The following is a 24,104-nucleotide window of genomic DNA, read 5'->3' as shown; positions in this document are numbered from 1 at the left end:
CCGTACCGGCATCGGGCCGCCACAAGGGACGGCCCCTGCAATTGGATCCTTTCTAAAAAAAACAAATGTCAAGACTATTCGGGATAATATTCACGTTCATCCTACTGGTAACTACTGTCCACGCCCAGGAGTTCGGGCAGCGGTGGATCTGTGCCCAGGAGGCCGACAGCAGTTCGCAATGGCTGTTTAAGAAGACCTGGCTGCCGACACGACGCATCCGATGGGCTAAACTCGCCATCTGTTCCACGGGCCGTTATCAGGTGAACTTCAACGAGCACCGCCTCAGCCGTGATGTCCTCCTCCCCTCCGTTACTCCCGATGACTCCATTCTCCGCGAACAAGTGTTCGATCTTTCCGCCCTTCTGCGGAACGACAGCAACACCGTCGCCGTGTGGTACTCACCCATCGCCGGAAGATTCTCCGATAAGCAACTCTCCGTGACCGTATATGGCCGTTATGCCGACGGACGGGCATTTGCCCACACCACGGACGATTCGTGGCTCTGTAAGCCCGCATGGGGCTCTGTTGATCCTTCTGATCCCGATTACGAGGCGTGGGATGCGAAAAACTATGATCCGCTGTGGAAGGGGCAGATAACGCCGGTGCGTGGCTGGTCCCGTTGCTCCTATTCCCAGGACCGCACGTCCTTCCCGCTTCAAGCTGCCTCCATGACGGACGAGAACATGAAGCTCGTCAAGGTCTTCGATCCCGAAAGCGTCGAAGAGAGGGATACGGCCCTCTATGTCCATTTCCCGAGGGTTTTCTACGGATGGGTCCGTCTCACGATTCGTGGTGCCCGCCGTGGTGAGGAGATCTACATCGACGACTACCAATACACCTGCAACGGCAATATGGACGAACAGGCCTGCCGCCGTTTCACGGCTGTTCGTCAGCAGGATGTCGTCATCGTCGGTGACCGTCATTTCCGTCCCTCCCAGATTCAGTCCATCGAAGGCGTGGAGATTGCGCCCATCCGTCGCGATCCCTGGGAGTATTAATGCCATGTTGGATGGTCTGTTGGATGGCCTGCCGTCGTGTGCTTGCGCTTTGCAAGCGCAAGGAGGTGCCAATGTCAAAGCAGGCCCCGTAGCCATTTTTATTACGCCAGGATCTGCTCCGCCACCTCGCACAACTCCTGATACCATTCCTCTCCGAAGCGCCGCGTCAGCGGCCCCTTTAGGAATTGATACAGCGGCAGGTCGAGCTCCTTGCCCTTCTTCAGCGCCGGTTTACAGATGTCCCACTCATGATAGTTCAGTCCCCACGTATGGTTACCGAAATATTTCTCTCTAAGAGGATAAAGAGCACAGGAGATGGGCTTGCACCATTTCGTTTTCCCGGCGCGGTAAGCACGCTCTAAGGCACACAGACAACAGTCCTTCTCATAGCACGTGAAGACGCAGTCTTTGTTGCCCACGATACTCGTCACGAGTTCCCCGTCGCGGTCCGTATAGGCCACGCCTTGTTTGTCGATGGCAGCCTGTCCCGAGGCGCTGAGGTCGGGCCAGACGGTATCGAGGACATGCTCGATTTCCCCGATCTCGTCGAGGGTCACGGGAGCCCCCGCGTCGCCCTCCACGCAACACTGTCCATGACAGGCGTCGAGGTCACAGCAGAATTTCACCGTGAAAATATCCGGTGACACGAGCACGTCTCTAATCTGTAGTATATGCAGTTCCTTGTTCATAATTACCATTCAATAGGTTTAATCCCGTTGGCCTTCAGATACTCATTACACCGGGAGAAATGGTGATTGCCGAACCACCCGCCACGGTTGGCGGAGAGGGGCGACGGATGGACACTCTGAAGGACGAGATGGCGGCTCTGGTCGATGAACTTCACCTTCGAACGGGCATAACCACCCCAGAGGATAAACACGAGGTGGTCACGGTCACGGTTCAGCGCTTGGATGGCGGCATCGGTGAACTCCTCCCAGCCGCGGCGCTGATGACTGCCGGCCTGGTGGGCACGGACGGTGAGGGTAGCGTTGAGGAGCAGCACACCCTGTTTGGCCCAACGTGTGAGGTCGCCGTTCTTCGGCATCGGTGTCCCGAGGTCCATATTGATCTCCTTGAAGATATTGATGAGCGACGGCGGCATCATCACGCCGTCGGGCACGGAAAACGAGAGTCCCATGGCCTGTCCCATCTCATGATAGGGGTCTTGTCCAATGATGACGACCTTTACCTCATCGAAGGGACAGAGGTTGAAGGCATTGAAAATCAAATGTCCGGGAGGGAAGCACTGTTGGTGCAGATACTCCTCCCGGACAAAATTCGTGAGATCGATGAAGTATTGCTTGTCAAATTCATCACCGATCTCACGACGCCACGATTCTTCGATCTTAACGTTCATAATATTCATATTCATCCCTTTGCAGGGGCCGGCCCTTGTGGCGGCCCGATGCCGGTACGGCATTCACAATGGGGAGATTATTCCCCGTCCGATTCGGCGTTCCGCCGACAGGCCGCCACAAGGGCCGGCCCCTGCAAGTGGGTGATTATTTATCCTCAATCAGGCACTCACCCGTCATATCCTCAGGCTGTTCAAGGCCCATGATATGCAGGATAGAGGGAGCGACATCAGCCAGACGACCGTCCTTGACCTTTGCGCTGTTGTTGTTCGTCACATAGATGAATGGCACGGGGTTCAGGGAGTGCGCGGTATTCGGCGTTCCATCCTCATTGATGGCATGGTCGGCATTACCGTGGTCTGCGATGATGATAGCCTCATAGTCGTTGGCCTTGGCAGCCTCGATGACCTCCTTGACACACTGGTCAACAGCGACGACAGCCTTGGCGATGGCATGATAGATACCCGTATGACCGACCATATCACCATTGGCGAAGTTGACGACGATGAAGTCGTACTGCTGCGTGTTGATGGCACCGACGAGCTTGTCCTTCACCTCGAAGGCACTCATCTCCGGCTGCAGGTCATAGGTAGCGACCTTCGGAGAGTGTACGAGGATACGGTCCTCACCGGGGAACGGCTCCTCACGGCCACCATTGAAGAAGAACGTCACATGAGCGTACTTCTCCGTCTCTGCGGTATGCAGCTGCTTCTTGCCCAGGCGGGAGAGATACTCACCGAGGGTATCCTTCACGTTCTCCTTCGGGAAGAGGATGTGCACGCCTGTGAAGTTGGCATCATACGGTGTCATGCAGTAGTACTGCAGGTCCTTGATGGTATGCATGCCCTCTTCCGGCATATCTTTCTGTGTCAGCACATAGGTGAGCTCACGGGCACGGTCGTTACGGAAGTTCATGAAGATGATGACATCACCCTCCTGGATCGTACCGTCGACATTGGCGTTGTTGATCGGCTTGATGAACTCATCCGTTACGCCCTCGTCATAGCTCTCCTGCATGGCCTGGACCATATCCTTGGCCTGCTTACCCTTAGCCTCTACGAGAAGGTCATAGGCCTCTTTCACGCGGTTCCAGCGCTTGTCACGGTCCATGGCGTAGAAACGACCGACGATGCTGGCGATATGTGCGCCGTTGGCCTCACAGTGCTTCTGCATGTCAGCGATGAAACCCTTGCCGCTCTTCGGATCAGTGTCACGGCCATCCATAAAACAGTGTACGAAGACATTCTTCAGGTTGTACTCCTTACCGATCTCCAGGAACTTGAAGAAATGGTTCAGAGAGGAGTGGACGCCACCGGTAGAGGTGAGACCCATGATATGCAGTTTCTTGCCCGTCTTCTGCGCGTAGCTGAAGGCGTTGATGACCTCCTGGTTCTTCAGGATGCTGCCGCTCTCGCAGGCCTTGTTGATCTTCACGAGGTCCTGGAAGACGATACGACCGGCACCGATATTGAGGTGGCCGACCTCGGAGTTACCCATCTGTCCGTCAGGGAGACCGACATTCTCGCCGGAAGCCTGGAGCTGTGAGTGAGCGGACACAGCATTGAGATAGTCGAGATAAGGTGTCGGCGTGTTATAGATCACGTCACCCTTGTCATGTTTACCGATTCCCCATCCATCGAGGATCATCAGAAGTGCTTTCTTTGCCATAATTTTTATATTTTTGTTGTTGTTCTTTTCTGTGTTGCAAAAGTAAGGAAAAAAATTGATATAGCCACGGATATGCCCGATAATTTTGCAACGGATGCCGCGGATTTTTTATTGCAACGGATAACACGGATTCACACGGAATTGTTGAATGGCCTGCCGTTCCGTGCTTGCGCTTTGCAAGCGCAAGGTAGCTATTTGAGCACAGAAGCCGCATACTCCCCCATAACCCGGTACCCCTCGGGGTTCGGGTGCAGCCAGTCGCTCTGGTACTCCCGCTTGAGCTGGTGGGGCTCCTCACGGTCCCGGAGGAGCTCATCGAAGTCGAGGATGCCGTCGACACGGCCCCTCTGCTTGCGGATCCATTCGTTGACCTGTTCGCGGGCAGCCTCATGGAAGAGGTTATAGTACACGCCACAGCCCTTCATCGGCGTGATCGTACCGAGGTATACCTTCAGATGATGCTCACGGGCTTTCTTGATCATCTCCTCATAGGAGCGGATCAACAGTTGCGCCACGGCCTCCGACTCTCCCGTGCGAGCATTGCCGATATCGTTGATACCCTCGAAGATGACGACGGCGGAGACACCGCTCTGCTCGAGGATGTCATGGTCGAAACGGGTCTTCGCGGGATAGCCGAAGCCACCGGTGGTCGCCACGCGGTTGTTGCCGATGCCGAGGTTGAGGATGCCGAGATCGGTCTTCTTATATTTCTTCTGCAGCGTCTCCGAGAGGATGTCGGGCCAGCGGTTCTGCGCGTTGTCGGTGGAGTTCTTTCCGTCGGTGATGGAGTTGCCGATGATGGCGACGGCAGAGGCCTGGAAGTCGTAGACATCGAGGGCGGCGATATTAAACCAGTGCTCCTCCCGGAAGGCCTTGGCGAAACTGCTGTGGGCATTCGTACAGCCCTTGACGATATAAGAGGTCGTACGGGAACCCATGTGGACTGTCGGCACCACGGGAGCCTTCGTATAGTTGATCGTGATGGCGAGGCGGCTGAGGGCCTTCAGCGGGAAACTGAGGGCATCGCTCCACACGGCCTTACCAGCGGGGATCGTGACCTTATATTTCTTGCCAAACTGCAGATAACGGGCCTCCTTTGGCACGATGGCCGCACCCTCCAGGGCCGGGGCGATATAGACACTGCGGATGACGAGGGGCTCCGTCGACAGTTCGTTGGAGATCTTCAGCCGTACGACATTACCACCGATAGAGACTTTCACGACCTGTCTGACCGACCGGTTCGTCATGCAGTTGTTGTAAGGCATGAAGGATTTCACCACGGGTTGTATCGCCGTGGCCCAGGTCCCCACCCAGTGGCGTCCCGTGACGCCGCGCAGGGAGGTCGGCTGTGCCGTGGCTGTCAGCGCCAGCACACACCCGAGAATCAATAGCAAGAGTTTTTTCATTTTCCCAATCTTTTTACATTGTAAGGACATGATTCATCATGTTCCGCCCCTACCAACCTGCAAAATTACAAAAAATCATGGGAATAATTTGTCTGCGCACCAATTTTTACCTATATCCGCAAACGGATATTTCATAAAACATGAAACGGGAAATATGAAAAAACTGAATAATCCTTTCGTCATTTGATCAAACGATTGAAGAACTGGTGGATGAGCAGGATGTAGCTTTCAACAGCTATTACGAGAGTTTGACCGACAATCAGGCCGCCCTTCTCTCCGCCATTGCACAAGAAGGGCGCGTGAAGTCGGTCACTTCCATGGAGTTTATCTCCCGTTACCGGCTTCCCGCGCCCAGCAGTATCAGCATTGCCCTGACGGTTCTCGTCAACCGCGAGTTTGTCTACAAGCAGGACAACACCTATCTCGTCTACGACCGTTTCTTTGCCCGTTGGCTGAGACGAAAAAACGCGAGATACGAATGATCCTCTTATTGATGATCATTGATGTGATGACAAAAATGTAAACAAATCTTAAAAGTAAAGGATTTTAAATGGCGCAAATGGCGGCGGAAACCGACCGGACGGAAATACGGGAATTACGGGTATTTTGTAACCCACTGATAATCAATGCACTAAAATAAGACTTCTAAGCGTCCGTATAATTATGCGCATAAATAGTCAAAAGTATAGGAAAAATGGTGCTGAAAATAGATGATTATGCAGGGTATTTACGTGCGTAACTATCGTAGAGAATTTCATAAACACGATGTTTATAAAATTATGCACGAAGCAGAGAAAATTCTGTTGGGAACAGAAGTCACAAAAGCCGAAAACCGGTCTCAGAAAGTTCGAAAACAGGCTAAAACCGAAATCTGAAACCGGCATTTTTCAGCGTTAATAAGTATTAAAATTACAGCGGGTGCGTGGCCGCAACATGGCGGCCACCTACTATTTCACTACTTTTTTCACAACATTCCCTTCTTTCACGATCACGATACCCTGATAATCCTTGGTCACTTGGCGGCCATCGAGGGTAAAGTACTGAGGATGAGTCGGCGTTGACGTTTGAGCAACGCCGAGGATAGCCGTCGCCTCTGGCTTCTTCGAAGGACGCTTGAAGAGCTGGACGGGCGCATTGTCGGTGGTCTTCATGCTGAAGCGATTTGTGGCGTTGTAGAAGCTGATCTTCTTATTGGCAACACCGATGAAGGAGATGAGGGCATTGCCACTGTCGTCGAAGGAGATCTTCGCTATGGCCTTGTTACCCTCCGTCGTACCATATTTCAACAGCGAACTGAGACCGGAGATCCAACCATCGTCGCGCGTGATCTGCCAGGCAGAGTCGCCGACATTCTTCAGTGTGAAGGTCCAGCAGGCGGGATCGACATACACGCTGTCACCGCCATCATTCAGTACGATGTCGACACCGGTGAAGGAATAATTGCTGAAGGATCCCATGGCCATCTCCGCGTCCGCACAGACGATGAGGATGCTGTCGCCGTCATAGAGACTGTCAGTAGACGTCACCTTCACGTATTTCTCCTGATCTTTAGGATAGACTTTGCCATAGTTGAAATTGAATGTCACCGTACCGTCATCTTGCTTCGTGACCTTGCTGACGGAACGCGTCTTATCCGTTTTTCCGCCATACCACTTGAAGGTCTTGATCTTGCTGACGCCATTGCCGAAGAGCTGGTCGTTACTGCCAAAAGATGCCGGGGTATTGACGCTGCCGATCGTTGAACCGTCAGCTGTCACGACATAGGCCCGCTTGGCACTTTGCGTGTTGTTGGGCGTATCATTATTCCAGGCGTCCTGATTATAAGTGATGTGCTCCACCAGCATGCCGTCGGAGAGTTCCGAAGGATACCACGTTGAGGGGCGGCGGTTCTCAAAGATATAATACTCCTTATTGTTCTTTGGATTGCGGAGGACAGCCGCGAAGTTGTCATCGCCGTCAGCAGGATCTGTCAGCGTGACTGTGTCAGACTGTGTGGCGTCGAGCTCCGGGAGTGTCTGCCAGCCGAGGTAACTCTTCTCATAAGCTGTATAGCCCACGGGCGCTGTAGCGTAGTTATTGGGATAATAGCAACCGGAGTCCATGATGGAGAACATACCGTAGGGAGAGTCACCGTCGTAGGAATAATCGGTGGCATACCAGTCGGGCAATCCGAGGGCATGGCCGAACTCATGACAGAACACGCCCATACCCATCAGGCAACTATCACCGTTCAACTCATTACCGACGAAATAGCCATTCAGGGCATAACCGCCGGCCGTGACGTTATAGTCTTCATAATAATCTCTTAGATCACTAAGACTCAACTCATGAGGCCAGATCGTATTGGGATCATCTCCGCTCGGCGTTCCCGTTGCCTCACCGTAACCAGCATAGAAGAAAGAGATCAAAGGAATCTCGCCATTGACGGTATAGGGAGAGAAGTCTACACCATCATCCTCGGCCTTCTCTATGGCCTCCCGGACGAACTTCATCACATTGTAATCCTTGCCATAGGTATTTGAATTTGCTCCATAATAGGAATAGTTGCGATTGAGCGTCACGGAATCAACGACAACAAAGGTGGGACGGAACTTACCGTTGCTCACGCTCTCAAAATAGTCTTTCACGGAACCAACGGTATAAGGATCTTCGGAATAGCCTTTCTCATTATAATAACGCGTCATCTTATCGACCGTAGTTGTCGACTTAAACTTCTTGTTCTTGAAGTTGACCATGATGACGGGAATCTTCACCTCGCCGATACTGCTCACGCAGCCGTCAGCGGCATAACCTTCACGGCCGAGACCGTCGGAGGTGGAGGCACCGATACGGCGGGGAGCCTTCGCGCCCTTCGCGCCCTTCGCGGAGAGCTGCGGCAGGGCGGCGGCCCGACGGGCCTGGACGAGCTGTCCCAACTTCTGTTCACCAAGGCGTACGGCATCAGAGCCCTTCACGAACGTCTGTTCCACCTGTCCGCGCAGGTTAGCATTGTGGGCGATCATCGTCGAGGCCACAAGCTGGTTGTTCTCCAAGCGGGCATAGCAGAGGCTGCCGGCGGCATTCGGGGTCACGACGACACCATCCGCGGTAGCACGGAAGGAGAAGTGTTCATCACCGTACAGATAATAACTTAAGGTTGTGCCGTCGCTCTGCCGCATCGTCAGCAGGCGGTGCAGAGCCGGTACGGCCCAGGATTGTGTGCCCATGACGAGCATCAGCAACAGGGCCAAAAGTATTTTCTTCATAAATCTGAAACTTATTTTGTTCATAAAAAAAGTCCACACACCCCTAGAAGTATGTGGACTTATGTCAGGTTAAAATATTTTCTTTACTTTACAATCTTCTGAGCGGAGACGGAACCGTCAGCAGCCACTGTCCGCTTGATCAGCACGCCCTTGGCATCCTTGCTCACGCGGCGGCCGAGCAGGTCGAAGTATGCCTCGCTCTTCTTACCCGTTGCATTGGAGGTGATGCCCTTGATGGCTGTAGCACTCTCATCAGTAATGGTGATAGACCAGTCGTTGTAGTAGTAGTAGATGCCTTCGCCATCAGCGTAATAAGGACAAATACCCAATGCCGCATACAGCGACTCACCATCAGACTCCAGCGTTGTAATATTCGTCTTGGAGTCGGTACTTGCCGTGAAGCCTAAGCCTGTAGAAACCGGATGAAAATGGCCATCATCTCCCTTTGTGCAAGGATAAAGTACGAGGTAGGCATCATAAGTAGACGTTTTAGTCTCATCCTTGTATAAAGAAACGGAGGTAATATAAGAGAAAGCCTCTACCGTACCTCCTGTCGTATCATAGCTCTTACCGTCAGCGGACTTGTTATAGCCAAACATCAGCCAACTGTCCTCAAACATTGAGTCGAAGCCTTTGACAGCGTAACCATTTTCGAACGGAATGGCATAGGCACTCAAAGTTTTTTCATTACCTTTATTATCAATATAATCCACTGACGCCTTCTTCAGATAGGCATCGATTTCAGACTTGGGCTGACAGTCAAAATCTGCGCCGGCAGCGATGAGGGAGTCGACCTGAACACCTACGATAGAAGTGATATATAATTCTTTAGTGGCAGAGAAGTAATAGCCAGTGATAGCCGTTGTAGCAGAATACTTGGCCACACCCGTATTATTGTCGTAGGTACAACCGGAGACCTTGATATCCGTACCCTTTGAATTCTGACCAAGGGTCTGATCGGGTGCGAAGTAGACAGAGTCGGCAGCAATACCTTGCTTGGTCAACAGGTTATCACCGGAAATGATGTTACCCTCGATACCGGCACCAACTCCGAAAGCGTCAAAGTAAATCTTTGTGCCACTTACTGCGTAAGCAGCAGGAGCCATCGTAGCGGAGAAGAAACCATTGTTGGGGACATAGGTATGGCTGGAAACTGCATAAGCATCCTCAAGCGTCACATTCGTGTCAGCCTTACGGGGAGCAGCTAACTTCAGCAGGGCCTTACCCTCTGCGACCTTCTTCATCTGTGCGGCAGAGGGACGTGCGTTATCCTTAACCAATCTTGTGGCGAAACCGCCATTTGTCATGCGCTCAAATTCAGCGCCTTTCAGGGAAACTTGCGCATGGGCTGATACAGCCATAAATGCGGCAACAAGTACAAAAGTAAATTTTCTCATACGTCTGTAAATAAAATTTCTGTTATCAATTATCTTCGGCTGCAAAGTTACGCATTATTCTTTAATTTGCAAAGAAAATATAACAAAAATATTCACTTTCTCGAAAAAACGTAATTATTTTTACTCACTTCACCCTAAAAATATAATCCGGTGACAAGTTGCCTTGCCACCGGATCTTCTGCTCATTGGGTCAAGTCTATTTTTGGAGAGGGAAATAGACGGTGTTGCTGACCAGTTTCATCTTGTTCCTTCGATTACTCTTGTCAGTAAGAATCATATAGGAGGGACGCTTCAAGTCGTCCGTCTCCACCTTGAAGGTTCGTGTCTTTTTATAGCCGAACGGCGCGATGAGGGCATCGACACCGTATGAGCCATTCAGGAACTGCAGACCGTTGCCGAGGGCATCGCCATAGCCATTGAAGGTCATGGAGATCTCATCCTTGCCGATCAGTTTGTAGTCGAAGTTGAGGGCAGCCAGATAATAGCCGGTGTCTGCATTGCCGAGGGCGAACGTGAAGGCGAACTCCGTGCTGTAAGTTCCCAGACAGCCCATCAGCAGAGAGTCACCCTGTGCAAGCATCTCCGAACGGGCAATCTTCCACTGGTTGGAAGGAAAAGCACCGGCTTCAGCAAGATCAATATACCAAGTGCCGTCGACGAGGAGGGCATTCGGATTCATGATACGCTTTTTCAGGGTAACGCTCGAATTGGCCACATCCGTATAGATATCGGAATTCGGCTGATAGGTGAAGCCCGTGATCTGCTGACCGTCGAGAGAGATCGGCTCATAGAGGCGCATACCCTTGTCGGTGATGCAGTAGCCAATGGTGTTGACTACCTTCTGACTGTCCTTGTCGAGCACCGTGTAGTTGAGGACACGGTTGGAACGGCGTGCGTGGATGGTGTCCTTGCCGTTGATGACGAAGTCGTAGTTGGACGTGAACATGGAGTCGTCCACTTCCTTCACCTTCTCGAGATAGCTCTTCCAGGAAGTGCTCTCAGCCAGAGGAAGCATGACAATCTTGTTCTCATGCTTCTTGCCCAGAAGGACGATGGAGTCGGCAGAATAGCTCTGCACACGATATTCCAGATCGCCCTCGAAACCCTTGCCGTTGGTGCCGTATTTCTGGTTGACGGGGTCGGAGAACTGGTGGATGATGCTGTTATACTCATCGAAGGACAGGATTGGGCCTGCGCTGTAACCCACCTGATAATGGGAGGGCGCGCTGATGGTGTCGACCTTGTTGAGCTCGGAACTGGCGACGACGGAGTCATTATGGAACTTCAGCAGGAGGTTGTAGCCACCCAATGACTGGTTGCCATAGATGTACATGACCCAGCCGTTCTTGGCACTCTCCAGTGTCGACTTGATATCGGCGAGATTCTCGGCCTTGCGCTGGTCGTAAGCCTTGTCGTAGACATCATCGACCGTCGGCGTACAGGATGTATATGAAATGATTGCTGTCAGAGCAAGCAATGCGAATAATAACTTTTTCATAGGAAATACTAATTCAATTTAGACAAATCCATATTCTGAACCTCATGGCAGCGACGAAGGACGACCTCACGGAGCTTGTCAATATCCAGTCCATAGGAACTCTTGAAATACTCCTTGATAATGGCCAGCTTCTTCACGATGGCATCACGGCCGGAAGTGTCGCCATTCTTCACGCCCAAAGCCAGGAGCTTGTCCCAGGCTTCCTGCGTGTGGGTGACATAGGTGGAATAGATCTCAGCGAAGTCCTCGTTATACTCGCCGCTGGCATAGCCGGAGACGAAACCGAGGGCCGGCGCATCCTCATCCTTTACATTCACCCAGTCGCTGGAGTGGTACTTACCGGCAGAGACGAGCTGGAAGTCGGTGGAGTAGTTCTTGTGCTGCGTGAGGATATGACAGAACTCATGGTGCATCGTGTGGAAATACCAGTAGTTCAGGTCCAGCGGCAGATGTTCCGTCTGAGGGACGGCACTGACACTGTCAATAAAGATATTGTCGGGATCAATGGCGTTGACACGGAACAGCGTGATCTTCATACCTCCCTCGGCAGTACCGAGGACAACAGAACCGTTGGAGTTGTACTCACCGGATCCGATGAACTGGAAGATACGCGGACAGTACTTCTTCAGGAAGTCGGGACCGGCCACCTCTGCATAGGCGTCAAGCCAGATATGCTTCATGATGACAGCCAGTGCCTGTACGTTCTTCACCTTGGCCGGGATAACATTGTAAGAGTTGTCGGTCTCCAGGTCATGATAACGGTAGAGCGGTCGAATATTATAGGGCTGTGTATAGTTCTTGGCCAGCCAGTGGTCGAACTCAGAAGAGTCGACCTTCTCATGCGTGAAAACGCTGTTGGTCTCGTCGATGTCATCATTGGAGCAACCGGCCATGGCGAAGACGAAACCCATGAGAAATATATATAATACTAATTTTTTCATTGCTGATAATTTTTTATTTATCTCGGATTAGCGGCAAGACCGGCATTGATCACGGCCTCAGGAATCTGGATGGCACCACGGAGATCACCGGCCTTGAAGACGATAGGATCTTCCTTGTCGACGAAGTGCGTGTACTCAATGCCATAACGCTTGCAGTCCTGGAAACGCATACCCTGGAAACAGGTTGTCAGTCGACGGGCATGAAGGATGACCTGAATGATATCCTCCTGACTGCCCTTGGCAACGGTGAAGCCCTGCGGATGGAGCACCTTACGGAAACTGCGCTCAGCATCCTCGACAGGTGTGACAGAGGCATAATGTACACTCTCTACATAATTCGTCAGGTTGGCCACCGTATAGGTCGGACGGGTCATCTGATCATCCTTATCTTCGAGGTTCGTAGATGCCCATGTGTTCAGGTCATCAACGGCTTTCTGGAGATCACCGTTGCCATTGCGCAGGGCGTAAGCCTCAGCACGTACAAGGATGGTCTCATCACCGGTGAAATAGGCATCCACGGTATGGGGATAACCGATACCATTGACCTTATCCGTATACTCTAAAGTCTCGAAGAGCTTCGGGAACATCGTGACCTGAGCGTTACCATAGAGCATGTGGGCGCACTGGTAGAGGTCATTGCTGGATGTGGCGCCGTAAGCCCACGGACAAGCGGCCCAGTAGGTCTCATACTTCGTGATCACATCATTGTGGACATAGCGCAGCCAGTTTCCCTCCGTCCAACGACCGACGATGGATACAGAAGGAATCAGCAGGAAGTTGGCGGCATCGCTGCTCTGGATATAGTTGTTGAAGATATCCTGTGAACCGGCCAGCGTGCGGTAGTTCGTCCACTTACGCAGATAGACGGTAGGATCACTGCCCAGGCACTGCGTGGCATAGGCGATGGCCTTGTCGTAGTGATGATAATAGAGGTTGAAGCGGGCAGCAAAAGCATAGGCCGCATTCTTGTTGAAGTGATACTTAGGTATGCTGTAAGCATTATCATCAATCAGAGGCAGGGCCTCCTCGATATCGGCATTGATATGGGCATAGAGCTCACGAAGGGTGCCACGCTCCGTCATACCCTTGATCGGCTGATCGGTAGTGGTCGGATAAGGCAGACCGGGATAGGTATCGCACTTCGTGGAGTCGTAAGCCATACAGAACACGTTGGAAAGGATGAACATGTTCAACGCACGGCACAGCAGCGCCTCTCCCTTGTAGGGCTTCAGCTCATCCGTGTCTCCGAGCTTGTCAATGGCTGCCAACGCCTGGTTGGCGGTGGCCACGCCACGGTAGCCGTAGTCCCAGATAGCATAGGGGCTGTCCGTAGACTCATATTCCGGTGTCTTGAAACGATACATCTCGTCGATGTAGGACTCCGTACTGTACTGCTTGCCGTTATCGGCAACATTATCGGAGCTTAACTCTTGGATAAGGATTCCCTCTGCCTGGGGATAGGCATCGACCAGCAACTTGGCGACCTTATCCTTACTGTCTACTTCCGCACGGTCATCAGGCAACTTGTCGAGATAGGTGTCACAAGACGAGAATGCCAGCAACACGCCGATGGAGAGCAGAAAAATATTTAGTTTCTTCATTTTTCTCTTTGATTAAATACCAAGTCTAACAGTGAATGTGAACTGACGGGCCATAGGAACGGCAACACCACCAGTATTGAAGAATTCAGGATCCTGTCCGTTCAACTTCTTGTCGGAGTAGATCAGGAAGAGGTTCGTGGCCTGCAACTTCAGACTCGCCGTGCTCAGGCCCAGCGGAGCCACCCACTTGCGCGGGAAGTCGTAAGAGAGGGATATCTCCTTCATACGGATGAAGTCACCCTTTGCCGTACGGGCCGTAGAAGCGTTGTAAGCATTGTAGGCACGGCTCAGATAGGTGTCGTTCTGCAGCTGACGGAGGTCGGCGATGACCGGGATATTCGTGATATTCTCATCACCGGCATGCATCCAGCGGTTCTTGAACTCCTTCGGCATGGCGTCGAGATCGGAGTAGGAGGACTTGAAGAACGGATCGAGACGGATCACGTTGCCGAAAGAGTAGGTGGCAAAGATGTTCAGATGCCAGTTCTTATAACGGAATGTGTTGCCCAAACTACCAGTAATCGTAGGATCGGTAGGTCCTTCATATACCAGATGGTCGAGGACATACGACTGGAAGTTGATATTACTCGTTGTCAACTCACCATTCTCATTGATAAAGGTAGGCAGACCTTCCTTGTTCAGACCCTTGAAGTCGATGGAGAAGAGGCCACGGTAGGGATAGCCGACCATCGTGAAACCGGTGCCGAAGATGAAGTCGTAAATCGGGCTGCGGCTGTCGAGTGATGTCACACGGCTCTTTGTATGAGAGAAGATGAAGTCGGTATTCCAGTCGAAGTCTTTCGTCTTGATATTCTTCGAAGAGATGGAAAGTTCCTCACCATGCGACTTCATACTGGCCACATTGGCATACATGATCGTCGTTCCCGTGGTACCCGTGGTACGCTTCGGACCAATCAGGTCGTAGTTGTTACGCGTATACCAGTCGAACGTGACGTTCAGGCGGTTGTCGAAGAAGCCAAGGTCAGCACCGAGGTTCAGCTCGTGCTTCTTCTCGTAGGTCAGATCTGGATTGGCAAACTCCTTGATTTCCAGCCCCGTCTCCTTATCGGTAGCGTAACGGCGCCAGGGAGAATAACTCTGGACGATCACCTGCGCATTATTGACGGAAGGACGGTCACCGGTCAGGGAGTAAGAAGCCTTCAGCGTAGCGTGGGAGAGCTTGTTATTGAAGACCCGCTCAAACCATGGCTCCTCATGGATGTTCCATGCCGTGGAGACGTTCCACGTTGGCATCCAACGGGCAGAACGGCTCTTGCCCAACATATTACTACCCTCATAACGGACCGTTCCGTTCAAGGTGTAACGGGCCTTATAAGAATAGGTTCCTGTGGCGAAGAATGCCGTCGTACGCGTATAACTGTTCGTGACATTATAGTACATGGAATTCTCCTCACTGGCCTGCTTGAAATAGCGATAGTCATAGTTGGCGAGCATACCCATGTCATACTGCATACCGACACCATTGAAGTAGGTCTTGTTACGCGTGACATCGCTCACCTCCATACCACCGAAGAAGTTGACGATATGATCCTTGTTGAACACATCGTTGTAGGCTGCCGTGGCACGGAAGTCCCAGGAATTCATCTTGTACTTCGTCTCACGGAAGAAACCACCCTCGGGGAGGACAGAGATAGGCAGGGAGTTGGCCTTGTCGGGATCGGTGTACAGCCACGGGTTGGCATCGCGCATCACGGCATCATCCATGGCACGATAAGCCTGGGCGAGGTTGGAGTTCTCCGTAATCTTCCAGTCCTGTGTCGTCGTAGAATATTTATAAGCGCCGAGAGCGGAAAGGGTGACCTTGCTGATGGGCTTATACTTCAGCTCTGCCTGCAGACGGAAATCCATCACGTCAAAATCCATATAGTTGTTGGCCAACTCGTTATGGATGTTAAACGGCGCATAGTTGCGCGTATAGAACGTATTCGGATCAAGCGTACGTGAGGTGTTGATGGCGTAGGAGTACGGGTTGATATCGAAATCACGGGATACCGTACCATTCACCGGGTCCACACTCGAACTCGTCGTACCAGGAGCTTGCTGCTGACGGTAAGAAGAGTTGCTGATCAAATTCAGGCTGACCTTCTTGGAAATGTTATACAGGGCATTGATATTGGCCGTATAACGACGCACCTTACTTCTCTCCGTCCATCCCGGGTCATCCATCAAGGAGAAAGAAGCATAATACTGTGCCTTGTCAGAACCAGAGGAGATACTGATAGAGTGGTTCTGCTGAATGCTGTTTCTGAACAACTCATCAAACCAGTTCGTGTTGCGGATCTCTGCCTGATGGAGGTAGTCATACATCGCCTCCTGCGTATTGGCAAGACCGAACTGGCCATTAGACTCATTATAAGTGTTCATCAACTGATACATCTTACCATAGACACCACTGGAGGCAGCACGGTAAGTACGGCTGAAGGACAGGAATCCATCCTGATACATCTCATTGTAAACACTCATCTGATCCTGAGAGTTCATGATATTGAACTCGCTGTAACTCGGTTTCAGACGCATGGTGAACTCACCCGTGTAACTGATGCGTGACTGACCGGCATGACCTTTCTTCGTCGTCACGACGATTACACCGGACATGGCGCGGGCACCGTAGATAGAGGTAGCGGAACCATCTTTCAGGATTTGGAAACTCTCGATATCATCGGCATTCAAACCGGCGATAGCGGAAGAGATCAACGTGTTCGCATCACCGGAAGAGAGGGCGTCGGCATCGACATCCGTCACATCCTCCATGATGACACCATCAACAACCCACAACGGCTTGGAACTACCGTAGATGGACGTAGCACCACGGACACGGATCTTCGGAGCGGTACCGAAGGTACCACTGACATTCTGGACACTCACACCGGCGACACGGCCTTCCAGCGAGCGGCTGATATCGGCAACACCGTCGAGCTTGGCGTCCTTGGCACTGATCTTTGAGGTGGCTCCTGTAAACAATCGTTTGTCCTGTGTCGTCATACCGGTGACGACGACTTCCTGCAATGTCTTGTCATCATTCTTCAGGGTGATCTTCATCCCAGGTTTTGCTGTCACGGTCTGCGGCTGCATGCCGATGTACGTGACTACCAACTTCTTCCCGGCAGGAACGTCGAGGTCAAACTGACCATCGATATTCGTAACAGTACCTGTCTTCGTGCCTTGCACCATAATGGAGGCGCCGATAACAGGCTGGCCATCTTCTGCCGAGATTACGGTTCCTGAGATCTTCGTTTGAGCAAGTGCCATTCCTGAACTCAGGAACAGACCAGCCAAAACCATGCTAAATCTTTTCTCCATAAATTCTCGTAAATAATTTAAAATCTTGACCCAAATAAATTAATTGGTTGCAAAGGTATTGATTTTTTCGTAAAGAGAAAAATGAAATGATAAAAAATTGCAAAAATATTATATTTTACATGAATTTGTACATTTTTCCTGCTGTAGGGACATGATTTATCATGTTCCGTCAGCAACGAAAAATGCCGGCATGGAAAATATTCCATGTCGGCATTGATAAGTGTTATTGCTAGTATGAAAAATCTTACTTCTTCGGGAAGGTCTTTGCCCAGCCCTCGTTCTGCTCTACACCGAAGTGAGCGTTGATCTCTGCGTTAGGAATCGGGTAGACGAGGTCGGAGATCTGATAGTCCGTGTAGTTGAACTTCACGTTCGGTGCGCCATAGGCCACTACGCTGACCTTGTCACCCCAGCGACGGAGGTCCCACAGACGGTGTCCCTCCTGGAAGAGCTCGCGGGCGCGCTCGTCCTTCAGGAAACTGTAGAGACCGTCGAGGGTCTGTGGCAGGTCGGCGACACTCTTGATGGCCGTGTTGCGGCGGGCTACCTGGAAGAGGTTCTCCTGAGCCCCACTGAGATTCCCCTGCTTGATGTCTGCCTCGGCGATGATGAGGAACATCTCCGGTGCGTTGATGAGATAGTTCGTCTCATAGGCAACACCGTTGACACCATTCTTGGTGGCACCATACTTACCACCGGCATAGTAAGGAACGGTGGGTGTGGAACTGCTGACAGCAACATCCCATGCGATGAGGGTGTCACGGCAATCCGTGCTGGCATAGAGTCTCTGGAGCTTCGGGCTCGGACTGTAGCTGTAGGTGTTCCAGATATTACCGGCGGCATTGGCAGAGAAGTTGTGCGTGTCGTCGATGGAGAGATAGAAGAAGCTCTCATTGTTGGAACCCGTAGACTGGTAGAGGGCGGCATAGTCGGCCTTCGTATGGGCCAGACCCTTGTTGAGGTCGATGTCGCCGTCTTTCAGTGCTGCCTCAGCATAACTCTTGGCGTTAGCCCAGTCCTCCATATAGAGATAGGTACGGGCGAGGAGACCCTCGATAGCCGGCTTGGTGAGATAGACCTTCTCAGCAGGCTCGTCGGCGCCATTATTGAAGAGGTCGAGGGCCGTCTTGAGATCCTTCACGATGAAGGCATAGGACTCGGCGATGGTGGCACGGTGGACGGTGTCATACGGCTGTATGGTGGCGTCGCTGATGACGATGCCCGGTTCCTTGCCGAAGTCCTGACCATTGACCTTATACTGGTGAGCGAAATAGTTGACCATATAGAGGTTGGCAAAGGCGCGGAGGCCGTGAGCCTGCGCGAGGTAGCCGTTGAGCGTTGCCTTGTCGGAGGCAGAGGACAGGTTCTTGGCGAGGTCGTCACCCTGGTTGATCAGACGCGTAGCATTGCTGACGATCTTATAACCATAGTCCCAGATATAATACAGATAGGTGTCATTATCATCCGTGGCATACTCGTAGATACCATTCATGTGACCCGTCTGCTGGTTCCAGTAGCTGATGTCCGTGGGGATATCACTCAGCGTCATGGCGAAGTTACCGGCGAAACGGTAGTCATAGAACAGGCTGTAAGTACCCTGCAGGGCAGTATTGGCATTGTCGACATTCTGGATAGCCTCGTTGGCATCCTTACCACGACTGAATTCGGTATCGAGATAGCTGTCGCAGCCGCTCAACACTCCTGTCATCACAAACAGGAGGATAAAAATATATTTTTTCATTTGTTCTGTCTTTATGTTAGAATGTTACCTGTACACCACCAACGAAGGTAGCTACCGACGGACTCTGCCAAGCGATGACACCGGCGGCGTAGGTCTCGGGGTTGAAGCCCGTGAAGTCACTGGCCGTCCAGGTGTAGACATTATCCATGGAGATGTAGAAGCGGACCTTCTGCATGTAAGCCTTCATCGTGATGGCTTTCGGCAGGGTGTAGCCAAGCGTGATATTGCTCAGACGGAGATAGTTGCCACTCATCAGGAAGCGGGAAGACTCACTCGTAGCGTGATAGGGATCACCATAGATATACTGCGGATACTTGGCATCCTTGTTCTCCGGGGTCCAGCTGTTGTCGAGCATCTCCTTCAGCGGCGTACGGCCTGCCATACCCCATCCCGTGAAGCTGGCACCACGGTCGAGGACCTTGTTGCCGAGACGGTAGTTGAAGGTCATGGAGAAGTCGAGGCCTTTCCAGTTCAGAGAGGTACCGAAACCACCATATACCTTCGGGTCGGGCTGACCGAGATAGCGGTAGGCGGCCTCGTTGTAGTTTGTCGTCAGTTCGTCACCCGTGGCATTCTTATACCACTGCGGACGACCGGTCTCATGGTCGATACCGGCATATTCCTTCAGACGGAACTCATGGTAGGCACGGCCTTCCTCAATGCCGTAGTAGCTGCCGATGATCGGGTCACCATTGAGCTTGATGACACGGTTCTGGTTATAGGTGAGGTTGGCATAGGCCGTCCAGTCGAAATCATGACGGTGCATGATGGTGGCATTGACGGAGACCTCAAGACCACGGTTGCGGATCTTACCGAGATTCTTATAGGCATTTGTCAGACCGGAGGTCATGGACAGAGGCACCTCATAAAGGGCATCACTCGTGGTCTCATTGTAATAGTCGAGACTGAGGTTGATGCGGTGAAGGAACTGCAGATCCACGCCAAGGTCAAACTTACGGGAGGTCTCCCAGGTCAGGTTTTGGTTACCGGCCTGATAGTAGATGGCACCGGCCTCACCATTATAGTTGTAACCTGTATAGTAGAGTTCACGGGCGGCATACCAGTCAATATCCTGGTTACCTACCGTACCATAGGAAGCACGGAGCGTACCGTTGGTCAGAACCTTAGAGTCTTTCAGACCCATCCAGTCTTCAGACGTGAAGCGCCACTTTCCACCGACGGACCAGAAATCACCCCAGCGGTTGTTCTTACCGAAGACGGAGCTGCCATCACGACGGTAGGATGCGGAGATATAATACTTGTCGGCATAGGAATAATGGATATCCGTGAAGAAGGAGGAGAGATGAGCCTGACGCTTGTAGTAGTCACCATCATTCCAGTGACCTACCGTAGAGAGGTCACGGAGACCGTCGGAGGCATAGGGGAAGTGGTCACCACTCATATAAGCGTAGTGGTAGTTCTTGCTCTGCATCTCCTGACCGAGCATAACACTGATCGTATGGAGCTGGTTGAATGTATAGTTCCAACCCAAGATATTGTTCCACGTAACGGTGGATGTCTTGGAGCTGTAGTCCTGACCGACACCAATACCGGCCCACTGAGGATCATAGACGGCACTGCCGTAGCTATACTCGTCCATGTCGTAGATATTCACGCCGAGGGTGGTCTTGAAATAGATACCCTTGCCGAAGTCGAGCTGGAGATACGGACTCAGCGTCAGCGTATTCGTCGTCATACGGTCGAGGCCACCGAGGTCCTCGTCCCATACGGCGAAGGGGTTGTAGAGATTCGTGTGGGCATAGGTGCCGTCGGCATTATAGATGCTGTAGAACGGCTGCATCGTGGTGATGGCCTCGACGACAGGGGAGCTCATTGAACCACTGATAGACTGTGAGCCACCATTCTTCTGCGTATAGGCATAGTTGGCCGTAGCGCCGAAGGTGAAAATGCCATACTTGCTGTTCACGTTCAGACGACCGGTATAACGCTTGAAATCGTTACCGATAATCGTACCCTTCGTGTTCATATATCCGGCACTGGCATAATAGCTTGTCTCACCGGCCTTACCACTGACGCTGACATTATAGTCCTGGTAATAACCATGACGCTCTATCTCATCCAGCCAGTTGGTATCGGTGGTGCCATCCCAGTGGTAGTAGTTGTTCTTCAGATAATCATAATACTCATCGGCAGTACCATCCTGAAAGCGGTTGGCACGACCGGTGGCATAGGCACGCATGGTCTGTTCGGCATTGGCAAACTTCATGTTGTTGTTGCCGGTATAGGTAAAGCCCTGCTTGATATCGACATCAATGTTCATCTTGCCCTTGCTGCCACTCTTCGTCTTGATGACGATGACACCATTACCGGCACGGGAACCATAGATAGCCGTGGCGGCGGCATCCTTCAGCACGGTGACACTCTCGATATCACTGGGGTTGATGGAGGCCATCGGGTCAATCTGGTTATTATCCGTGGAACTCATGGCATCGTAGTCAGAGTTGACAGGTACACCATCGATGACATACAATGGCTGCGTGCCGGAGTTCAGAGAGGAACGGCCGCGGACGAAGACAGAGCCCCATGTACCGGGCATGCTCGAGGAGTTGTTCATCTGCACACCAGTGACAGCACCCTCGAGGGACTTCACGAAGTTGGCATCACTCTTCTTCTCAATCTCCTTGGCATCCATCAGGGATGCAGCACCGGTGAAAGAAGCCTTGCGCTGGACACCATAACCGGTGACGACGACCTCGTCGATGGTCTTCGAGTCACTGACGAGCTTAATGGTCATGTTCTCACCACCTTTGACGACTTTCGTCTGCATACCGATATAGGAAATCTCCAGCTTGCAGTCCTCAGGGGCTGAGAAGGAGAAATGTCCGTCGATATCGGTGGCGGCACCCGTGTTGGTACCTATTACTTTAATGGAGGCACCGATGACCGGCTCTCCATCCTCACTGGACACGACAGTGCCCGATACTTGCTTCTGAGCCATCGCCATTCCTACGAAGAGGAACAGGAGGGAAAGAAGCATCGTTAACTTTTTTCTCATAAAATTCTCTAAATATGTAAACTAATTTTTTTCTCGTAAAGTACTTTTATTGATGTACGCTTGCTTTGAAGGGGACGCTCACGCGCTGCTTATTCTGGTTTTGGGGCTACAAAAGTAATAAAAATACCAAATACTTGCAAATATTCTTTGGCTTTTAACATATCTTGCCGTGTGGCGCAAACAAAAAGAAGGCTGCCACCCTCTCGGATTGCAGCCTTTATTTCAATAACTATGGATTCGGGAATTAACCGAGCTTGTTCACATGAAGAGCGAGGCTGGACTTCAGGTTGGCAGCCTTGTTCTTGTGGATGATGTTGGTCTTAGCCAACTTATCCAGCATTTTCTGTACAGTAGGATAGAGCTTTGCAGCCTCGTCCTTGTTGGTCAGCGAACGCAGCTTACGCACGGCGTTACGCATAGTCTTTGCATAGTACTTGTTATGCAGAGCCTTCTTCTTGTCCTGACGGATTCTTTTCAGTGATGATTTGTGATTTGCCATCTTATTATTCTTTCTTTTTTAATTTGTAGCCTGTAGCAGAGTCGAACTGCTCTTTAGAGAATGAAAATCTCTCGTCCTAACCGATAGACGAACAGGCCTTACACCGATTTGCGGGTGCAAAGTTAGCCACTTTTATCGGATTGAGCAAATTTTTGAAGATAATTTTTCTCAAAAACCATTTTTTTTGTATTTTTGCGGCATGATTTTGACGAAAACGAGGGCTATCGTGCTTCATATCACCCGTTTCGGTGATGATCAACTCATTGTTGACACGCTAACGGAGGCGCAGGGAAGGGTGTCTTTCATCTGCCGCATCTCGCATAGTCCGAAAGCTAAAATCCGGCCACAGCTCTTTCAGCCGTTGATGCTCCTCAGGGTGGAGTATGACTATCGCCAGCGGCAGCGATTACAGAAGTTGAAGACCGTGGGCATCGAGCAGCCTCTCGTCTCCATCCCTTTTGATCCTAAAAAGCTCGCCGTGAGTCTCTTCCTTTCGGAGTTCCTCTCCTATGTGACGCGACAGGAACAGCGTGACACGCCTCTTTTCACCTTCCTCCATGCAAGTATTCTCTGGCTTGACACGACAACACGCCCCATCGGTAATTTTCATCTCGTGCTGATGATGCGCCTCACTCCGTTCGTCGGCTTTTTCCCGAATATGGAGAGTTATCGTGAGGGGCGCTGGTTCGACCTTCGTGAAGGTACCTTCGTCACTTACGCGCCCTCGCATCCCGACTTCCTCAACCCCACGGAGTCCCGTCAGCTTGTCATGCTCATGCGGTTGCGCTATGAAACAATGCACCTCTGTGCTATGAGCCGCACGGAGCGGAATCACTGCACAGAGGTAATCATCAAATATTATCGGCTCCATCTGCCGGAATTCCCCGAACTGAAGAGCCTGGAGGTTCTCAGGCAACTTTGGTAGAGAAATGATTCATCATGTCCCTACAGCGTATCATGCGTTCAACAACTTCTTGACGATGGTGCTGATGACACGTCCGTCGGCCTGACCGGCCATCTGTTTCGTGGCCTGTCCCATGACCTTCCCCATGTCCTTCATCGAAGAGGCACCGGTGGCGGCGATGATGGCCTTCACCTTCTCCGTGATCTCGGCCTCGGAGAGCTGCTTGGGGAGATACTCCTCGAGCACGGCCACCTGAGCCAGCTCCTCATCGGCAAGGTCCTGACGGTTGTTGTCGGTATACGTCTTGGCCGACTCACGGCCTTCCTTGGCGAGTTTCTGAATGATCTTCAATGCGGCGGCATCACTGAGTTCGCCGTCATTACCCGGGGCCGTCTTGGCCTCAAGGAATACTTTCTTGATGTTTCGGAGGGTTTCCAGGCGGACCTTGTCGCGGGCCTTCATCGCCTTTTTGATATCCTCACTGACTTGATCGAATAAATCCATAATATGTTTT

At 51.7% G+C, this 24,104-nt stretch carries 17 protein-coding genes; 3 read left to right on the top strand and 14 right to left on the bottom strand.

The window, feature by feature from the left end:
* Window positions 1-65: 65 nt before the first annotated feature.
* Window positions 66-998: an alpha-L-rhamnosidase N-terminal domain-containing protein gene (locus G604_RS0103665; RefSeq protein WP_028909379.1), complete on the top strand. Its 933-nt coding sequence runs from the start codon at window positions 66-68 to the stop codon at window positions 996-998.
* A gap of 101 nt (window positions 999-1,099) precedes the next feature.
* Here the strand turns inward: G604_RS0103665 and G604_RS0103660 are convergent, their stop codons facing one another.
* The 4 genes from G604_RS0103660 to G604_RS0103645 all read right to left on the bottom strand — a co-directional run bounded on the left by G604_RS0103660 (window position 1,100) and on the right by G604_RS0103645 (window position 5,427).
* On the bottom strand, window positions 1,100-1,687 hold the full coding sequence (locus G604_RS0103660) for a DUF3109 family protein (RefSeq protein WP_028909378.1): 588 nt from the start codon (window positions 1,685-1,687) through the stop codon (window positions 1,100-1,102).
* A 2-nt stretch (window positions 1,688-1,689) separates the two neighbouring features.
* Window positions 1,690-2,355 (bottom strand): uracil-DNA glycosylase, encoded by a 666-nt coding sequence (gene ung, locus G604_RS0103655; protein WP_028909377.1) that lies wholly within the window; start codon window positions 2,353-2,355, stop codon window positions 1,690-1,692.
* 145 nt (window positions 2,356-2,500) lie between these two features.
* Complete coding sequence (gpmI, locus tag G604_RS0103650) at window positions 2,501-4,021, bottom strand: 2,3-bisphosphoglycerate-independent phosphoglycerate mutase (RefSeq protein ID WP_028909376.1); 1,521 nt, start codon at window positions 4,019-4,021, stop codon at window positions 2,501-2,503.
* Between the two features lie 191 nt (window positions 4,022-4,212).
* Window positions 4,213-5,427, bottom strand: coding sequence for an SGNH/GDSL hydrolase family protein (locus G604_RS0103645; protein WP_028909375.1), 1,215 nt, complete (start codon window positions 5,425-5,427; stop codon window positions 4,213-4,215).
* Between the two features lie 206 nt (window positions 5,428-5,633).
* Between G604_RS0103645 and G604_RS0103640 the strand changes: the two genes are divergently transcribed.
* Window positions 5,634-5,909, top strand: coding sequence for a hypothetical protein (locus G604_RS0103640; protein WP_028909374.1), 276 nt, complete (start codon window positions 5,634-5,636; stop codon window positions 5,907-5,909).
* Window positions 5,910-6,374: 465 nt separating this feature from the next.
* Here the strand turns inward: G604_RS0103640 and G604_RS13405 are convergent, their stop codons facing one another.
* The 9 genes from G604_RS13405 to rpsT all read right to left on the bottom strand — a co-directional run bounded on the left by G604_RS13405 (window position 6,375) and on the right by rpsT (window position 22,686).
* Complete coding sequence (locus G604_RS13405) at window positions 6,375-8,672, bottom strand: M6 family metalloprotease domain-containing protein (protein WP_196801083.1); 2,298 nt, start codon at window positions 8,670-8,672, stop codon at window positions 6,375-6,377.
* Between the two features lie 83 nt (window positions 8,673-8,755).
* Window positions 8,756-10,069 (bottom strand): hypothetical protein, encoded by a 1,314-nt coding sequence (locus tag G604_RS0103625; protein WP_155941844.1) that lies wholly within the window; start codon window positions 10,067-10,069, stop codon window positions 8,756-8,758.
* Window positions 10,070-10,265: 196 nt separating this feature from the next.
* Entirely contained in the window at window positions 10,266-11,567 is a 1,302-nt protein-coding gene (locus G604_RS0103620) for a DUF4302 domain-containing protein (RefSeq protein WP_081657634.1), read from the bottom strand.
* An 8-nt stretch (window positions 11,568-11,575) separates the two neighbouring features.
* Window positions 11,576-12,508: a putative zinc-binding metallopeptidase gene (locus G604_RS0103615; protein ID WP_028909371.1), complete on the bottom strand. Its 933-nt coding sequence runs from the start codon at window positions 12,506-12,508 to the stop codon at window positions 11,576-11,578.
* Window positions 12,509-12,525: 17 nt separating this feature from the next.
* Entirely contained in the window at window positions 12,526-14,109 is a 1,584-nt protein-coding gene (locus tag G604_RS0103610) for a RagB/SusD family nutrient uptake outer membrane protein (RefSeq protein ID WP_028909370.1), read from the bottom strand.
* Window positions 14,110-14,121: 12 nt separating this feature from the next.
* Window positions 14,122-17,430, bottom strand: coding sequence for a SusC/RagA family TonB-linked outer membrane protein (locus tag G604_RS0103605; protein ID WP_028909369.1), 3,309 nt, complete (start codon window positions 17,428-17,430; stop codon window positions 14,122-14,124).
* Between the two features lie 244 nt (window positions 17,431-17,674).
* Window positions 17,675-19,171, bottom strand: coding sequence for a RagB/SusD family nutrient uptake outer membrane protein (locus G604_RS0103600; protein ID WP_028909368.1), 1,497 nt, complete (start codon window positions 19,169-19,171; stop codon window positions 17,675-17,677).
* Between the two features lie 16 nt (window positions 19,172-19,187).
* On the bottom strand, window positions 19,188-22,187 hold the full coding sequence (locus tag G604_RS0103595) for a SusC/RagA family TonB-linked outer membrane protein (protein WP_028909367.1): 3,000 nt from the start codon (window positions 22,185-22,187) through the stop codon (window positions 19,188-19,190).
* Window positions 22,188-22,431: 244 nt separating this feature from the next.
* Window positions 22,432-22,686, bottom strand: a complete 255-nt coding sequence (rpsT, locus tag G604_RS0103590; protein WP_028909366.1) for a 30S ribosomal protein S20 — start codon at window positions 22,684-22,686, stop codon at window positions 22,432-22,434.
* 199 nt (window positions 22,687-22,885) lie between these two features.
* Here rpsT and recO point away from each other — a divergent pair, with 199 nt between their 5' ends.
* The gene (recO, locus tag G604_RS0103585; RefSeq protein ID WP_316928661.1) at window positions 22,886-23,611 is read left to right on the top strand and encodes a DNA repair protein RecO; all 726 of its coding nucleotides are present in this window, start codon (window positions 22,886-22,888) and stop codon (window positions 23,609-23,611) included.
* A gap of 30 nt (window positions 23,612-23,641) precedes the next feature.
* Here recO and G604_RS0103580 read toward each other — a convergent pair whose 3' ends face one another.
* Complete coding sequence (locus G604_RS0103580) at window positions 23,642-24,094, bottom strand: GatB/YqeY domain-containing protein (RefSeq protein ID WP_028909364.1); 453 nt, start codon at window positions 24,092-24,094, stop codon at window positions 23,642-23,644.
* Between the last annotated feature and the right edge of the window lie 10 nt (window positions 24,095-24,104).

It is taken from the genome of Prevotella sp. AGR2160 (genome assembly GCF_000424185.1).
Lineage (GTDB): Bacteria > Bacteroidota > Bacteroidia > Bacteroidales > Bacteroidaceae > Prevotella.
The sequence above is the reverse complement of the archived record's forward strand: the minus strand, read 5'-3'. Positions and strand labels throughout refer to the sequence as shown.

Coding starts and splice junctions, on each gene's coding strand:
- gpmI (WP_028909376.1), bottom strand. CDS start 4,021: ATGGCAAAGAAAGCACTTCTGATGATCCTCGATGGATGGGGAATCGGT.
- recO (WP_316928661.1), top strand. CDS start 22,886: ATGATTTTGACGAAAACGAGGGCTATCGTGCTTCATATCACCCGTTTC.
- G604_RS0103665 (WP_028909379.1), top strand. CDS start 66: ATGTCAAGACTATTCGGGATAATATTCACGTTCATCCTACTGGTAACT.
- ung (WP_028909377.1), bottom strand. CDS start 2,355: ATGAACGTTAAGATCGAAGAATCGTGGCGTCGTGAGATCGGTGATGAA.
- G604_RS0103620 (WP_081657634.1), bottom strand. CDS start 11,567: ATGAAAAAGTTATTATTCGCATTGCTTGCTCTGACAGCAATCATTTCA.
- G604_RS0103595 (WP_028909367.1), bottom strand. CDS start 22,187: ATGAGAAAAAAGTTAACGATGCTTCTTTCCCTCCTGTTCCTCTTCGTA.
- G604_RS0103610 (WP_028909370.1), bottom strand. CDS start 14,109: ATGAAGAAACTAAATATTTTTCTGCTCTCCATCGGCGTGTTGCTGGCA.
- G604_RS13405 (WP_196801083.1), bottom strand. CDS start 8,672: ATGAAGAAAATACTTTTGGCCCTGTTGCTGATGCTCGTCATGGGCACA.
- G604_RS0103645 (WP_028909375.1), bottom strand. CDS start 5,427: ATGAAAAAACTCTTGCTATTGATTCTCGGGTGTGTGCTGGCGCTGACA.
- G604_RS0103615 (WP_028909371.1), bottom strand. CDS start 12,508: ATGAAAAAATTAGTATTATATATATTTCTCATGGGTTTCGTCTTCGCC.
- G604_RS0103625 (WP_155941844.1), bottom strand. CDS start 10,069: ATGAGAAAATTTACTTTTGTACTTGTTGCCGCATTTATGGCTGTATCA.
- rpsT (WP_028909366.1), bottom strand. CDS start 22,686: ATGGCAAATCACAAATCATCACTGAAAAGAATCCGTCAGGACAAGAAG.
- G604_RS0103580 (WP_028909364.1), bottom strand. CDS start 24,094: ATGGATTTATTCGATCAAGTCAGTGAGGATATCAAAAAGGCGATGAAG.
- G604_RS0103600 (WP_028909368.1), bottom strand. CDS start 19,171: ATGAAAAAATATATTTTTATCCTCCTGTTTGTGATGACAGGAGTGTTG.
- G604_RS0103660 (WP_028909378.1), bottom strand. CDS start 1,687: ATGAACAAGGAACTGCATATACTACAGATTAGAGACGTGCTCGTGTCA.
- G604_RS0103605 (WP_028909369.1), bottom strand. CDS start 17,430: ATGGAGAAAAGATTTAGCATGGTTTTGGCTGGTCTGTTCCTGAGTTCA.